Raw genomic sequence first — 14,676 nt, forward strand, 5'->3', positions numbered from 1 at the left:
ATGGCAGGACAGAAGCATGAACCGACGGTGCGTACTATATGGGGACTGGCAAAATGTGAAGAGCTGCGAATGACAGGAGAAGAGTTACATCTGGTTGTTATGGCACAGACCGGGAAAGATTCAATCAGGAAGCTGACGCAGAAAGAAATATCTCGTGTGGTGTACGTATTGTCACAGATGAAGGAATCGTCACGGCGTGGCAGAGAAGACCGGACGCCGATGTGTGACGGAACGACACAAAATCAGCGTCGCAAGGTTTATAAGCTGATGCAGGCGCTTGGATGGAATGAGAAGCGTATCAATGGCATGTGCCGCCGGATGTTTAGAATTGACCGTTTGGAATGGCTGAATTATAAGCAGATTAGTGACTTAATTGAAGCATTGAAAGCGATGCTTGAACGTCAGGATCAGGAAAAAAGGTCATGAAAGAATATTGGACATTGACAAGTGAATACAGTCAGCAGAAAGTTTTTTGAAAAAGTATGAAAAAAACATTGACATACGGTGCACCGTATAGTATAATACAATCATAAGGAGGTGAGATACAGATGAGCAACAGGAACAGGCGAAAGCCAAATATGAAAAAGTCCGATATTGAATTAAAGAGCTGGGCACTCGGAGCAATAACGGACTTGATCATCGGAATCATCTTACTGATTCTCGATAAGCTATTAAATTAGCGGAGAGGGGCGCAAGCCCTTCTCTTGAAAAAAATATAACACAAATGCTCATCTGTGTAAAGGATGCTTTGGAAACTTGGAATATTCTTTGTCGCGATCGGAATCGTGAAACTGCTCATCTATTTTGTCAAAAAAGGAAGGGGGAACAGGAATGCCGGTAGGTAGTCCGAAGCCGCAGACTGTTGCGACAAAAAAATACGAGGCAAAAGCCGGATTTGTATCGAAGTCGTATAAGCTGCGTAAAGAACTGACAGAAGAATTTGCTCGGGCATGTAAAAAGAAAGGTGTGAGCGCTGCAGGGCAGCTCACTGTGATGATGCAGGCATTTATCGACGAAGTGAATAACGGGAAATAAAAATTGAAGCTGCTGGCTGTATAAACGGTCGGCAGTTTTTTTATGCAGTTTGGAGGTACAAATGGAGGATTGCAGGGTGGAGATAGCTGTCAGGGATGGAAAGGTGGACATGCGGGCAGAACATGTATCACTGGAGGATATGACAGCAATTTGCGGTGTGCTGCAGGTGATGGTCGGACGTAATGCAATGATGCGTGGCGCTGATCTGGAGATGGTAAAAGATAAGCTGCTGGATGTCTATCTGGCAGCCATGAATGATCTTGAAAGACAGGAAGGTGAGAATGAATGACGAAAAAGGAACAGAAAGAACGGGCGAGGATCAAGAAACAGTTGAAGGAGAAGGGCATCCTGCCGCCGGATAAAAAGAAGCTGAACCGGAAAAAATTTGTGGATGAGGCGATGCAGGAATGGAATGCAAGAGATAAAGAGTGTTACGTATGGGATATTTACCTGATGGATGCGATTGGCATTATGTTAGGGGATGTGGAACAGAGGACGCTGCGTGTATCATCTGAAGCAATAGGGGCAGCAAAGTGCCTGAAGCTGGCGGTACGTTTGAAAGAATTTGAAGAATCAGTCAGGGAACGTGGGGATACGAGCTATAAGTTGAAAGAGAAATATGACTACATCAGGGACATTATAGAAGCATAAAGGGGGAATGCAGGAATGGAACAGTATAAAAAATTATCATCGCATGGAAGTATTAACATACCGGTTGCGATGCGACGGGATTTGGGACTGGAACCAAAAGACCCGATGATCGTGAGCACCAACGAGGAGGGTGACATCATCCTGAAACCCTATGTGCCACGCTGCATGTACTGTGGCAGGCAGGATCAGGTGCATAAAGTATTTGGGCGTTATGTATGTGCAGGATGTGCGAAAAAAGTTTGTGAAGCATTAGAAAAAATGAACGGAGGGGAAGCAAATGGATGAACTGAAGCAGAAAACAAGCGCAGAGCTGGTGGACGAACTGGTGCAGCTCGATCGCCTGCGTCTTCAGACAGCGCGGAACATCTCAAAATATCAGGCGGAGCTGCAGGCACGCGGTATCAGCATCATGGAAGACCGAAACAAGCAGTACACACGTTTTTATGGAAGCCAGGGATCAGCAGCGGCCATTACTGATCGGCAGAGTCTTGATATCCTGAATCCGGACCGGCTGAAGCTTTGCGTGTCAGAAGGGGTATGGAATAAGAACGTTACGGTTACAACGGAAACGAAGTATAAATGCAGCGCTAATTTTGAACGTATGCTGAAGGCTCTTTTTACGGATGACTATACATTTGAGATGGAACTGGAGGAGTTTTTGGATGGCCAAATGCATATCCTTCCGGACACGAAGCAGAAGAAACTGTTGCTGAAGAAGTTAAGCGGCGACTACGAGAAGGACAGGAAGAATCTGACCGCTATATTTGATGCGGAATGTGACTGGGACGTAGAGCTGTATTACATCCATAAGATTAAGAACGCGGAACTGATCCGCGCGTACCTGCCGGATGACATGATCGATGCAACGATCCGGGAACTAAAGAAGTGTGTAATCGTAGACAGTAAAACAGCGATTACGCTGGATTATAAGGAGGAGTAGGTATGGCACAATTTGAATTTACGATAGTGGAAACAGTCAAACATCAGCATAGCTTGATTATAGAATGTGAAGACCTGACAGAAGCACTCTTAATTGCAGATTGCATGGAGGATGAGGAGATGGATCATCCGGACGATATCACGACAGTAGCGAAGAACTGTGGGGCGAATATAGTAGAGTTTAATCGGGATTATATGACATATGTAGACGAAATTGAAATTGAAGATGTAGAAGAAGCAAAGGAGGACTGATACATATGGCAAAGAAAAAATTATTGATTATTGCAGGGCACGGTGAGGGTGATCCCGGTGCCTGCAGTATTTGGGGACAGGAAGCAGCTTACACAAGGGAGCTTGCGACGATGGTAAAGAAGTCCATTGGCAATAAGATGTCTGTGACGATGTATGATCAGAAGAAGAACTGTTATGCACAGAGCAAGCGTGGTGATGTGCCGGAGTATGCGAAGTACGACATGACGTTAGAAATCCATTTCAATGCAAAGGGCAAGAAAGATCCTTACGGGGACGGACACTTCACCGGAGTCGGCGGCTACATCCATCCGGACAACGCCGGAAAGAAGGTGGCACGTGCGGTTATTGACCGTGTGGTGGCGCTCGGATTCAAAGAGTGGCTGCTGGGGACAAGCACGGGCTTGCTGAATTTAAACAACGCACAGCGTCAGGGCGCAAAGTATTTTTTGCTTGAGACAGCATTTGTCGATGACGGTGACGACATGAATTTTTATCGTAACCATGAGGATGACTTTGCCAAGGCGATCGCACAGGGAATCATGGACGGACTGGGAATGGATTCATCTGCTGGCGATGTGCCTAAGAAAGAATATTGGAGAGTACGGAAATCGTGGGAGGATACAAAAAGCCAGAAGTACGCAATGGAAACAAAGGAAGCGGCGATTTTGGTATGTCCTGCAGGTTACAGCGTGTTTGATCCGTCCGGAAATTGTGTCTATTTGAAAGAAGCATATGGCACGCAGGCGCAGTCATTTGAAGGCTGCGCAGAGGGGGAGTACATCGAAGCAGTCGGAACGATGTATACAGAGGATGAACGAAAGAACGGTATCCTTGCCTGCGTATCGCTTGCGCAGTCCATCTTAGAGAGTGGATATGGGCAGACGGATCTGGCGCAGATCGGAAACAACATGCACGGAATGAAATGCACCCTGTCCGGAAATACATGGTCAGGCACGACGTGGAATGGGGAGAACTTTTATGAGAAATTATCGCCAGAGGTTGAGAACGGACAGGAAGTGATGCGCCGGTCACAGTTTAGGTGCTATGAATGTATTGAGGATTCCATCGCTGACCATGCTGCGTATCTGTTGAATGCTGCAAATGGAAAGAAGCGCAGGTTTGAAGGAATACAGGGCGAGAAAGATTACAGAAAGGTGATCCAGATCATTAAGGCAGGCGGGTACGCGACAGATCCGGAATATGTCAGCAAGATCTGCAATATCATTGATCGCTGGAATCTGACACGGTTTAACGTGGAAAACAGCGGGACGGATCAGAAACCGGAAATACCGGAGCAAAAGCCAGATACGCCGGATCAGAAGCCGGAAGTACCGGAGCAAAAGCCAGAGACACCGGATCAGGGAGGCCAGGAGGAGAACAGACAGGTATTGTATGGTATCTTCACGGATGCGGACATTTTGTCGATCCTGTCTGAACCACAGAAGTCCGGAAAGGTGGTCGGGTATATTCAGGAACCGGAGGACAGAAAGAAAGAGTATCACATTGTCGAAGAAAAGAATGGTTACGGGAAGCTGCTTAGCGGAGCCGGATGGGTGGATCTTGCGCATGTGAAGAAATGGATGTACGCAGTACAGACGACCTGCAACGTGCTGAATATCCGTAAAAAGGCATCACTTGACTCGCCGGTAGTCGGAACGATCAGTGAGCCAGAGGGAAGGAAGGTGTCGTACCATATTGATAAAGAGAAGAATGGATTCGGACATCTGTTAAGCGGAGCCGGATGGGTGAGTCTCGAGTATATCGAAAAGGTGTGATAAGAATGGGTCAGAACATGCGGGAGCTGCTGGATGATACGACGATAGAGGATTTGCCGGAGAGCTGCCAGCCGATCGTGGAGATTGTTGGACTGGAACGTTTTTTTGAACTGTCTGAGTATGCGCAGGGGGATGCATTGTATATACCGAAGCCAGAGAGTATTGTTGCTCCGGCACGCAACCGAAAGATCAAAAAAGAATGGAATGGTTATAACATACGGGAACTGGCAGATAAATACGGACTGACACCGAACAGAATACGAAATATACTGAAATATGAGCAGGTTTTCGGGCAGCTTTCGATGTTCGATCCGGATTTTGAATTGTATGAAGAGTGAAATTTTTTTCTGAAATGTTTTATTTAAAGGTTATCTGAAGAATAAGTAGACTAGGAGCATAGCTTGGCTATGCTCCTATTTTTTTGTCGGGAAAGGGGAACAACATGGAAATTTTAAATGCATTGGAAATTGAAGCAATGATGGATGTCACCAAACTGGTGGGAGTGATCGGGTTACTGGCATTTATTGTGTCATGTATCGCCGAAGTATTAAAGCATGTGAAATGGCTGGATGACGTGCTGCCGACAGGGATAGTGGTAATCGTCCTGTCACTGGTGATCTGTCCGATGGCAATCTTTGGGATGCTGGCATATGCAGGACAGCCGATCACATGGTTTATGGTATTTGCGTCGTTTATTGCAGCATTTATTGTCGCACTGGTGGCAATGGACGGCTGGGAACGCGTGACAGAACTTGCCGGAAAACTGATCAAGAGGAAATGACATGGAATATGCGATCACATTTGCGGACGTAATGACAGGGCTGATTGGTATCGGGTTGGGGATATTTGGCTGGTTGGTGAAGAACTGGATCAGCGGCGTCCTGAAAAGTAATGAAGAGACAAAAGTACAGGTTAAGGGAATCGACAAAAAGATAGATGAGCGTATCAAGGCATTGGATGAAAAGACAGACAAAGAGATCCGGGAAATGGAAAAGGAAATTACGGATTTCAAGTCTGACTTTGCAACGACATTCGTGCTTCGGGAAGATTACTTCCGGGCAATGAATAAAATGGAGGATTCCATCAGGAATATTGATCACAAAATAGATCGCCTGCTCTTAAAGGGTAGCAGTAAGGAATGAGGTGAGAAGAATGAACGATGCAGAACGCGCGGAGGTGAAACGGAATAAGGCAGTCCGTGGGTATATCATCCGCTGTCTGGTGAAAGGATTTAACAACGCTGCGCTGACGCGTCAGGTGTCGAATGCGATGATTGCAGCGGGGCTGGTGATCTCGCCGGATATATCGAAATACATTGATTATCTGCATGACGCCGGATATATCGAGTTTACGGACGAGCGTGTGACAGCATATAACGCATACGCAGAAGATGCAGTGATCCGATTGACGAAGGAAGGTGTCGACCTTGCGGAAGGTACGATCAATGATCCGGGGGTGGACATCTGATGGCGAAGCAGCGTAGGAAGACACGGATATCCTCAAAAGTAGATGAGCTGCCAGAAGAGATCCGAACGAATGTTGATGTTTTGTTGTCCGATACAGCGAACACCTATCAGAGCATCAGTGATTGGCTGAAAACGATGGGGTATGAAGTGTCAAAGTCATCAGTTGGACGATATGCGATGCGATCCAATACGGCGATGCAGCGGTTATTGGAAGCGCAGCGGCAGACGGAAAAACTGGTGCAGGTCGTTAAACAGAATCCGGATGCAGACTATACGGAAGCCGGGATGCGGATACTGATGGATGGTCTGATCAATAAGATGGCGACCGCAGAGGAAGAGTTTGACGCGATGCCACTGGATAAGGCCGGGCGGCTATTGGCATCCTTAAGCCGCACAAAGGTTTATAAGGACAAGGTGCAGCAGGAGATGCAGAAAAAAATAGATCTTGCTTTTACCGAGATGGAAGAGAGGATGTTAAAAATCATACGTCAGGACGATAGGGCTGCGGAGCAGTTTAGGATGATCCTCAAAGACGCAAAAGACAGGATGATGCAGGATGATTGATCTGGATCGCTGGCTTTTAGCGCTGGATGACGGAGAAGAACAGGAAGCAAAACGTCAGCATGAGAGTAATGAAGTACTGTTTGAACAGTATGTGTTGCGGGAAGACACGCCGTACCGCCGGGAATTGATGGAACAATACCGGAACGGAGCTGCGCTGACTGGAAAAGACGGGCTGCGTAAAAAATTGGCAGCAGTCGATCTGGCATATTTTGGGCGAGCTTACCTGCCGCATTATTTTGTCCGAGAATCCCCGGAGTTTCACGGGGAGCTGGATGATATCTGGGCAGAGGGCGTATTAAAAAACAAAAATCCGTACACGGATGCAGCAGAGATTAGCCGGATGGATGGAAGCAACTGGGCGATCGCAGCGCCGAGAGGACACGCAAAGTCCACGACATTTACGTTTAAAGATTCCCTTCACGCAGCATTGTATGTGTATAAGCATTATATTTTGATCCTCTCGGACAGTACCGAACAGGCAGAAGCGTTTTTGGAAGACATCAAGACAGAACTGGAGGACAATGCCTATATCATCGAGGATTTTGGGTATCTGAAGGGAGACTCTACATGGAAGACCGGTACGATCAAAGCCACAAACGGAGTGAAGATTGATGCGATCGGTTCTGGAAAAAAAATCCGAGGCAGGAAGAACCGGTCATGGCGTCCGGATCTGATTGTGCTGGACGATATAGAAAATGATGAGAATGTTGCTACGCCGGAACAGCGTAGAAAACTGAAGAGTTGGTTTGATAAGGCGGTGTTAAAGGCGGGAGATACTTATACCGATGTGATGTATGTCGGGACGATCCTGCACTATGATTCGCTGCTTGCTGGAAAGTTACAGAATCCGGGATTTAAGAGCCGGAAGTACCGTGCAGTCATATCGGATTCCACACATCCGGAGCTATGGGAAGCATGGGAAAAGATATACACAAATCTGTTTAACAATCAGCATGAAGCGGACGCGGAAGCATTTTTTGAAGCAAACAGAGAGGAAATGCTGGAAGGCACAGAGGTACTGTGGGAGGCAAAGTTGTCGTACTACAAGCTGATGAAGATGAAGGTCGATGAAGGAACTGCATCGTTCAACAGTGAGCTTCAGAACGATCCAATTGATCCGGATAACGCAGACTTTAACGAGGAGTGGTTTGTTTATTACGAGGATGGCGAGGTGGATTTCAAGCAACCGAAGTTTTTGTTTATCGGAGGGAATGATCCATCACTTGGAAAGAATGCAAAGGCAGATACCAGTTCGATCATCACGCTGGCTCTGGATACGGAGAGCGGATACAAATATGTGGTGTATGCGGACATTGCAAAGCGCAATCCGGACAAGATCATCGAGGATATTTTTGACACGGACAAGCGCCTGCGTCTGGAATATGGAAAAGGCTACTATTCTTTCGGCGTGGAGGATGTGCAATTTCAGTATTATTTTAAGCAGGTAATGGCACAAAAATCAGCCGAGCAGGGTATTTATCTTCCGATCGAGGGGATCACAAGTACATCGAATAAAGTGCTGCGTATTCGTTCCCTGCAGCCGGAAGTGAAGAATGGGTACATCCGGTTCCAGAAACGACAGAAATCACTATTGCAACAAATGCAGGAATTTCCGATGGGGAAGAATGACGATGGGCCAGACGGATTACACATGGCAGTACTGATGGCGAATAAGGTGAAGGCAGCGGGGCATCAGATCGGGTACAAGAGTATCGGTAAACGTCTGCTGCAGTGGAAGAAAGGAGGCTACTGATGGCGAAGAAGAAAAAGAAGCAGGGGAAGATCCGCAATGAGCCATACGATCCCGCAAAAGAGAATGGAAGCATCCGACCAGTCTATGCGCGGATTGCGGCAAAGGAAGCGTCTGATAAATACAGCGAGTATCCATCAAATGGTCTGACTCCGATGCGGCTGGCACAGATCTTTCGGGAAGCGGATGATGGAGACGTACGCCGTCAAATGGAGCTGTTTGAGGAGATGGAGGAGAAAGATCCGCATCTGTTTTCACAGCTGCAGACACGGAAGCAGGCTGTTACAGGTCTGGAATGGGAAGTACAGCCGATATCTCCTGAGCAGAGGGATAAGCAGATCGCACAGTGGGTACAGGATCAGATGGAAAACATTGAGAACCTGAACGGGATACTGCTGGATCTGCTGGATGCGATCGGGAAGGGTATATCCGTCATGGAAATCCTGTGGGATGTAGATGATCGAAATCAGATAGTAATTGCTGATATCCAACAGGTACATCCCAAAAAATTGATGTGGGATGCCGTTACAGATGAGATGCGTATCTGCACGGAAGCGCATCCGGAAGGAATTTCGCTGCCGCATAACAAATTTGTGGTACATCGATATAAGGCAAAATCAGGGCATGACAGCCGCGCCGGTATATTGCGTGTTGTAAGTTGGATGTATCTGTTTAAAAACTATTCCTTGAAGGACTGGGTGGCATTTTGTGAAGTTTACGGGATGCCGTTGAGGTTAGGAAAGTACGATGCGTCGGCGAGTGAAGCGGACAAACGGGCGCTGATGGAAGCGATCGTGTCGTTAGGATCGGATGCAGCCGGGATTGTACCATCGTCAACGTCTATTGAATTTATTGAAGCCGAGAACAAAAACGGAGCAACCGATACCTATGAGAAGTTGGCACGCTACTGTGATGAGCAGATCAGCAAGGCAATTTTAGGGCAGACGCTGACCAGTGATAGTGGCAGTGGAAGTTATGCGCAGTCTAAAACACATAATGAGGTGCGGCATGATCTGACAATCGCAGATGCAAAAGCATTGTCTATGACAATACGGCGCGACATTATCGGGCCTTTGGTGGAATACAATTTTGGCCCAGAAGCAAACTTGCCGCTGTTTGAAATCACCTGTGAAGATCCGGAAGATCTGCTGCAGACGGCTGACATTTACGTGAAGGTCAGGAACGAGCTTGGCGTTCCGATCGCACTGGATCACATCTATAAAAAATTCGGAATCCCGAAACCGGAATCAGGTGAAGCAGTGATTCCCGGGCAGATTACTGAAGCCAACACAGAGCCGGTTGGTATGAAAGCGCCGGAACCGGATTTGGAAATGGAGGTACAGGATCAGATTGATGGAATTGTCGAACTGTCTGTGCAGAATGCGAGTGAGCTGTTTCGGAAAATGACTGCGCCGATCCGGAAACTGGTGGATGAATGTGGTGATATGCAATCTTTGAAAGAGAAACTGGAGGATGCTGATACCGTACGCAGGCTGTATGAGGCAATGGATCTGGAAGAGTTTACTGATTATTTGCATCAGGGTATTTACTTTGCGGAGCTAATCGGGAGGAGCGAGAGATGAGCGGTGCAGAGTACCTGCAGGGATTTTCAAAGCTGATTTTTACGGGAGCGGTTACATTTTTAAAAAAGAAATCTGTTTTATCAAAAGAAGAATACGACGCGTTAAGTGATCGTGCGAAAGCGAAGGCATTTACAGTGTCAGGATATACTGCTGCAGAGGTGCTGCAGGAGTTTTTGGATAAGTTGACGGTAGCAGTGGAAGAAGGCAGGACATTGGAAGACTGGAAAACGCAGATGGATGCATGGCTTGACGCTCACGGATATGAAGGTATGAATCCGGGGAAAGCAGAACTGATCTTTCGGACAAATGTACAGACTGCCTATAATGCCGGGCATTATAAAAGTATGATGCAGGCAAAGAAGCTGCGTCCGTACTGGATGTATGTAACGGCTGGGGATGATCGGGTGCGCGATACACATGCAGCGTTACATGGGGCAGTGTACCGGGCAGATGATTCATTTTGGAAAGTCTGGTACCCACCGAACGGATACAAATGCCGGTGCCATGTGCGGTCTTATTCAGAACGCCAAATCAGAGAACGAAACCTTCAGGTACAGACTAAGCCGCCGATTACAGTTGATTTGGCAACAGGTGAGATCAAAGCGTTACGTCCGGATAAGGGATTTGCAAGCAATCCGGCACTGGATGCATGGCGTCCGGATGTATCTAAATTCACCCCGATTATTCGGTCTGCATTTCAATCACGTCTCTCTGCACTGAGTAAGAAAAAAGGCAGGTAAAGAGATGAGACGGGGAATTGCAGGGATGGAGGTTTGTAACGCGAAATAACGCGGAATAACGCGGTTGTAACGCATACAGAAACGATAAGACAGATGCAGGAAGTGGAGAAATGGAAAAAAAGAAGAAAAATGACGTGGTAATGATTGCATTGACCCCATCGACAGTGGAAGGGGTACCGGATCTGATCGCCGTGATTCCGAAAGGGCATGTAGAATCCCGGAAGGGTGACTTTATTGTCGATGACGAATCGTTCCGGATGATCAATAAACAGTTCCTTGGGCGTCGCTTGGATCTGGTGATTGACTACGAACACCAGACATTGCACGATGTGCAGGCGCCGGCTGCAGGTTGGATTACGGAGCTGATAAACGGAGAGGATGCGATCATGGCGAAGGTCAACTGGACACCGAAGGGAGCGGAGTACCTGAAAAATAAAGAGTACCGGTATCTGTCTCCGGTGATCATTACCAGAAAAAATGACAAAAAAGTGATCGCGCTGCATTCTGCGGCGCTCACAAACACCCCCGCGATTGATGGTATGTTCCCACTGGTGGGATGCAGCCTTGACGTGGACGATTATGAGGAGGAAAGGACAATGGAATTAGAAAAACTGATCAGATTGCTGGGATTGCAGGAGACAGCAACAGAAGATGAGGTGGAGGCTGCACTTCGGGAGGCAGTCAGAAAGCCGGGAGGGACAGAAACGGCAGCAAATAAGGATGCTGTGGTAGCGAACAGCACGATCCTGACGCTCTTAGGATTGAAGGAAGACGCTAAGACCGAAGAGGTGGCGGCTGCTATTGTGAAGCTTCAGAATGGAGATAACACCCTTGCTGCAGAAGTGCAGGCACTCAAAGCACAGATTGAGGGTCGTGCAGCTGATGAGGCGGTCACGGCGGCACTGAAAGCAGGAAAGATCACTGCAGCGCAGAAGGATTGGGCGCATAGCTATGCACTGAAAGATCCGGAAGGATTTGCGTCATTTGCGGATAAGGCACCGGCAGCCGTGGTGATGGATAACCTGACTGGCGCTGATCCGAAGGGTAAAGGCGGAAAAGATGGACTGTCCGGTGTAGATCATACGGTGCTGAAGAACTTGGGACTCTCGGAAGAGGAAGTGAAAGAATATTACAAGGAGGAAGTGTGATGGGACGACAGATAGGAGAACAGCTTGCCGGACGCAGTATCCTGCGTCTGCCGGTTGCAAAAGGTACAAAGCTGGTTGATGGGGACATTGTGGCGCTGAATGCAGAAGGATATGCCGTGCAGGCATCCAAGGCAGCTGATCTGATAGCTGTTGGGGCGGCACAGGAGTATGTTGACAATACTGTCGGTGAAGATGGAGCCTGCCATGTACGTGTACAGCGCGGCGTATTTGTATTTGGGAATGATGGCGACATTAAGGAGACAGATATTTTAAAGACGTGTTATTTTGCCGGTCCGGATAGTGTAACGCTGACCGCAGATGGATCAAGTGCAGCCGGGAAAGTATTTGCTGTAGAAGGCAACTCTGTTGCTGTTGATATGTTTTAAGGAGGATAACGAGCATGATTATTAATTCACAGGCGCTGCGGGCGCTGGATGTCAGCTTTTCAACACTGTATAACAAAGGATTTTCGTCAAAACAGCCGAAACATCCTCTGATTGCCACCGAGGTACCGTCCAGTACATCAGAAGAAAATTATGGATGGATTGGTCAGCTTCCGAAAATGAAAGAGTGGCTGGATGAACGTACAATTGCGAATCTGAACGCCTACACCTACACAATCAAAAATAAGACATTTGAGTCTACGATTGGCATTGACCGTGAGGTCTTAGAAGATGATCGGTATGGGGTGTACGCGCCAAGTTTTGAAATGATGGGTGCAGAAGCGGCAACGGCTCCGGATGAAACAGTTTTTGAACTGCTTCAGAAGGGATTTAAAGAAAAGTGCTATGATGGGCAGCCATTTTTCTCTGATCAGCATAAATCAGGGGAAAAGACATTTTCAAACAAGACAGATGCAAAGCTGTCACAGGAAAGTTTTATTGCGGCACGTACGGCGATCATGTCCTATACAGGTGATCAGGATAAACCGTTGAAACTCGTACCGAATGTTCTTGTGGTGCCGCCTGCCTTGGAAATGGAAGCGCGCCGGATCTTAGAGGCGGAGATGGTAGACGGATCATCTAATATTACCAAAGGTCTTGCTAAGGTGGAGGTTGTCAGTGAACTGGCAAACGATCCGGACGCATGGTACCTGATGGCAACGAATGAGCCGCTTAAACCGCTGATCCTTCAGATGCGCAAGAAACCAAAGTTTACAGCCCTTAATAAGGACGATGATCTGAATGTATTTCTGAAGAAAAAATACCTGTATGGCGTGGATGGCCGCTGGAATGCAGGATTTGGGTTCTGGCAGATGGCATATGGATCAACTGGCAAAGGCACAGGAGAAGCAAAAGGCTGATTGGATAGGAGGCAGTCATGGCATACAGCAAAGCAGAAGATGTATTGGATATGATCAAACCGGACATGCTGCGATCCCTAATTGGTGATAACTGCCGTCTGGAAGGCGAGGAGCTGCGAGAAGCTGCAATGCCATATGCACAAATTGCTGTAGACGATGCAGATTCGGAAATTGACGGATATCTTGCTAAACGGTATAGGGTACCGCTTAGCAAGGTGCCGAAGATGATCACAAAGTTATCGAAGGATATAGCGGTTTACAATCTGGCTTCCAGACGCGGCATTGATGAATCTGAGCGCGAAAAGAACATCCTGAACCGCTATAACGCAGCAATCCTTTATCTGACGAATGTGGCGAAGGGTATTGTGGAGTTGGACGGTCAGACATCAGGAGGAACAGGAGAAGCACTGACGGATGCGCAGGGAAACGCAGGATTTTCTATTCAGTCCAGCGAACGTGTATTTTCACGGAAGTCAATGAGGGGATGGTAATAAAATGAGTGGTATCCGTGTGAGCATGGCTGGGCAGTTCGAAGAATACAAAGAACGGTTACAAAGATTGGGAAGTATTGACCGGGCAGAATTGATGGCGGCGATCGCAGAAGCGTTGCGTACCAGCACGGATGAGCGGTTTGATACGGAGACTTCACCGGATGGGGTAGCATGGAAACGCTCCATTCGGGCATCCGGTGGCGGGAAGACGTTGACGGACAGAAGCCATCTGCGTACCTCCATCCACGCCCGATCATCGGAAAAAGGTGCGGAGATCGGTACGAATACTATTTATGCTGCCACGCATCAGTTTGGTGATCCTGGCAGGACAATCCGGGCAAAGAATAAACGGATGCTGTCGTTCCAGATTGGCGGGAAATGGTACCACAAAAAACAGGTTGCGATCAAAATTCCGGCGCGTCCGTTCCTTGGACTGTCTGATGCGGATCGAACAGAGATCATTGAACTGATGGAGGAAGCTTTGACATGACGAAGAAAAAGTATCTGGAAGATTTGTTGCGTGCGTCCGGGATAACTGGGGTGATCTATGAGAGCCTGAAAAAAATGTCTGAAGATGAAGGCAGCTATTATGCCGGAATCCTGCGAGGCAGTGATAAGCCGGTTCGTTCGAAGTCAAAAAAAATATATGATAACGGGGCGGTTACGATGAACCGGGTGAAGCTGTATGACATGGAAACCGTGTATACAGTTGTTATTGCCGAGTACGATGAAGAGCATCTGGAAGCGCATCTTGAGGCATTTTTTAAAACGATAAGCAAGGGATATGATGATGGAAACGGGAACTGGGTAGGAGTTGAAGCCGGGGAAGTAGACTGGGTTGATGAAAAAGACAGCATTTTGAAGGCTAAGATTGCGGTTGAAATACCGGTGACGTTCACATACGGAATTTATAAGGACGATGTTCCTGCTGACAAGATAGAAGGAAAGCCGGAGATTGGCATGGAAAAGGAGTGAGGAT

23 protein-coding genes are annotated in these 14,676 nt (G+C 47.5%); all 23 read left to right on the forward strand.

Annotated features, from left to right (window positions below):
• Entirely contained in the window at positions 1-426 is a 426-nt protein-coding gene (locus AC6I2O_RS09635; protein WP_497742519.1) for a regulatory protein GemA, read from the forward strand.
• Positions 427-548: 122 nt separating this feature from the next.
• Positions 549-680: a hypothetical protein gene (locus AC6I2O_RS09640; RefSeq protein WP_497742520.1), complete on the forward strand. Its 132-nt coding sequence runs from the start codon at positions 549-551 to the stop codon at positions 678-680.
• 151 nt (positions 681-831) lie between these two features.
• On the forward strand, positions 832-1,035 hold the full coding sequence (locus AC6I2O_RS09645) for a chemotaxis protein (protein WP_120392360.1): 204 nt from the start codon (positions 832-834) through the stop codon (positions 1,033-1,035).
• 61 nt (positions 1,036-1,096) lie between these two features.
• The gene (locus tag AC6I2O_RS09650; protein ID WP_120392359.1) at positions 1,097-1,324 is read left to right on the forward strand and encodes a hypothetical protein; all 228 of its coding nucleotides are present in this window, start codon (positions 1,097-1,099) and stop codon (positions 1,322-1,324) included.
• Positions 1,321-1,686 carry a hypothetical protein gene (locus tag AC6I2O_RS09655; RefSeq protein ID WP_497742521.1) on the forward strand — a complete coding sequence of 122 codons (366 nt, stop codon included), beginning with the start codon at positions 1,321-1,323 and terminating at the stop codon, positions 1,684-1,686. The genes AC6I2O_RS09650 and AC6I2O_RS09655 overlap by 4 nt, the downstream gene beginning before the upstream one ends.
• A gap of 15 nt (positions 1,687-1,701) precedes the next feature.
• On the forward strand, positions 1,702-1,971 hold the full coding sequence (locus AC6I2O_RS09660; RefSeq protein WP_497742522.1) for an AbrB/MazE/SpoVT family DNA-binding domain-containing protein: 270 nt from the start codon (positions 1,702-1,704) through the stop codon (positions 1,969-1,971).
• Positions 1,964-2,626, forward strand: coding sequence for a hypothetical protein (locus AC6I2O_RS09665; protein ID WP_497742523.1), 663 nt, complete (start codon positions 1,964-1,966; stop codon positions 2,624-2,626). Before AC6I2O_RS09660 ends, AC6I2O_RS09665 begins: the two co-directional genes overlap by 8 nt.
• A 2-nt stretch (positions 2,627-2,628) precedes the next feature.
• A complete protein-coding gene (locus tag AC6I2O_RS09670) occupies positions 2,629-2,877 on the forward strand; it encodes a hypothetical protein (protein ID WP_497742524.1) in 249 nt (82 codons plus the stop codon).
• Between the two features lie 5 nt (positions 2,878-2,882).
• Positions 2,883-4,652 carry a glucosaminidase domain-containing protein gene (locus AC6I2O_RS09675; RefSeq protein WP_497742525.1) on the forward strand — a complete coding sequence of 590 codons (1,770 nt, stop codon included), beginning with the start codon at positions 2,883-2,885 and terminating at the stop codon, positions 4,650-4,652.
• A 5-nt stretch (positions 4,653-4,657) separates the two neighbouring features.
• Positions 4,658-4,990, forward strand: coding sequence for a Mor transcription activator family protein (locus tag AC6I2O_RS09680; protein ID WP_497742526.1), 333 nt, complete (start codon positions 4,658-4,660; stop codon positions 4,988-4,990).
• Positions 4,991-5,094: 104 nt separating this feature from the next.
• Positions 5,095-5,433: a hypothetical protein gene (locus tag AC6I2O_RS09685; protein WP_497742527.1), complete on the forward strand. Its 339-nt coding sequence runs from the start codon at positions 5,095-5,097 to the stop codon at positions 5,431-5,433.
• A gap of 1 nt (position 5,434) precedes the next feature.
• Positions 5,435-5,794, forward strand: coding sequence for a hypothetical protein (locus tag AC6I2O_RS09690; RefSeq protein ID WP_497742529.1), 360 nt, complete (start codon positions 5,435-5,437; stop codon positions 5,792-5,794).
• A 10-nt stretch (positions 5,795-5,804) separates the two neighbouring features.
• The gene (locus AC6I2O_RS09695) at positions 5,805-6,119 is read left to right on the forward strand and encodes a hypothetical protein (protein ID WP_120392352.1); all 315 of its coding nucleotides are present in this window, start codon (positions 5,805-5,807) and stop codon (positions 6,117-6,119) included.
• The gene (locus tag AC6I2O_RS09700; RefSeq protein WP_497742530.1) at positions 6,119-6,682 is read left to right on the forward strand and encodes a phage protein Gp27 family protein; all 564 of its coding nucleotides are present in this window, start codon (positions 6,119-6,121) and stop codon (positions 6,680-6,682) included. The genes AC6I2O_RS09695 and AC6I2O_RS09700 overlap by 1 nt, the downstream gene beginning before the upstream one ends.
• On the forward strand, positions 6,675-8,435 hold the full coding sequence (gene terL, locus AC6I2O_RS09705) for a phage terminase large subunit (protein ID WP_497742531.1): 1,761 nt from the start codon (positions 6,675-6,677) through the stop codon (positions 8,433-8,435). Before AC6I2O_RS09700 ends, terL begins: the two co-directional genes overlap by 8 nt.
• The gene (locus AC6I2O_RS09710) at positions 8,435-10,015 is read left to right on the forward strand and encodes a DUF935 domain-containing protein (RefSeq protein ID WP_497742532.1); all 1,581 of its coding nucleotides are present in this window, start codon (positions 8,435-8,437) and stop codon (positions 10,013-10,015) included. Before terL ends, AC6I2O_RS09710 begins: the two co-directional genes overlap by 1 nt.
• Positions 10,012-10,755: a phage head morphogenesis protein gene (locus tag AC6I2O_RS09715; RefSeq protein ID WP_497742533.1), complete on the forward strand. Its 744-nt coding sequence runs from the start codon at positions 10,012-10,014 to the stop codon at positions 10,753-10,755. The genes AC6I2O_RS09710 and AC6I2O_RS09715 overlap by 4 nt, the downstream gene beginning before the upstream one ends.
• Positions 10,756-10,865: 110 nt before the next feature.
• Positions 10,866-11,903: a phage protease gene (locus AC6I2O_RS09720; RefSeq protein ID WP_497742534.1), complete on the forward strand. Its 1,038-nt coding sequence runs from the start codon at positions 10,866-10,868 to the stop codon at positions 11,901-11,903.
• Entirely contained in the window at positions 11,903-12,289 is a 387-nt protein-coding gene (locus tag AC6I2O_RS09725) for a hypothetical protein (protein WP_497742535.1), read from the forward strand. The genes AC6I2O_RS09720 and AC6I2O_RS09725 overlap by 1 nt, the downstream gene beginning before the upstream one ends.
• A gap of 14 nt (positions 12,290-12,303) precedes the next feature.
• Positions 12,304-13,206, forward strand: coding sequence for a Mu-like prophage major head subunit gpT family protein (locus AC6I2O_RS09730; RefSeq protein WP_497742536.1), 903 nt, complete (start codon positions 12,304-12,306; stop codon positions 13,204-13,206).
• A gap of 17 nt (positions 13,207-13,223) precedes the next feature.
• Complete coding sequence (locus AC6I2O_RS09735) at positions 13,224-13,697, forward strand: gp436 family protein (protein ID WP_497742537.1); 474 nt, start codon at positions 13,224-13,226, stop codon at positions 13,695-13,697.
• A gap of 4 nt (positions 13,698-13,701) precedes the next feature.
• Positions 13,702-14,187 (forward strand): phage virion morphogenesis protein, encoded by a 486-nt coding sequence (locus AC6I2O_RS09740; RefSeq protein ID WP_497742538.1) that lies wholly within the window; start codon positions 13,702-13,704, stop codon positions 14,185-14,187.
• A complete protein-coding gene (locus AC6I2O_RS09745) occupies positions 14,184-14,672 on the forward strand; it encodes an SON protein (protein WP_497742539.1) in 489 nt (162 codons plus the stop codon). Before AC6I2O_RS09740 ends, AC6I2O_RS09745 begins: the two co-directional genes overlap by 4 nt.
• The last annotated feature ends 4 nt before the right edge of the window (positions 14,673-14,676 follow it).

It is taken from the genome of Blautia sp. St.27G3 (genome assembly GCF_059728505.1).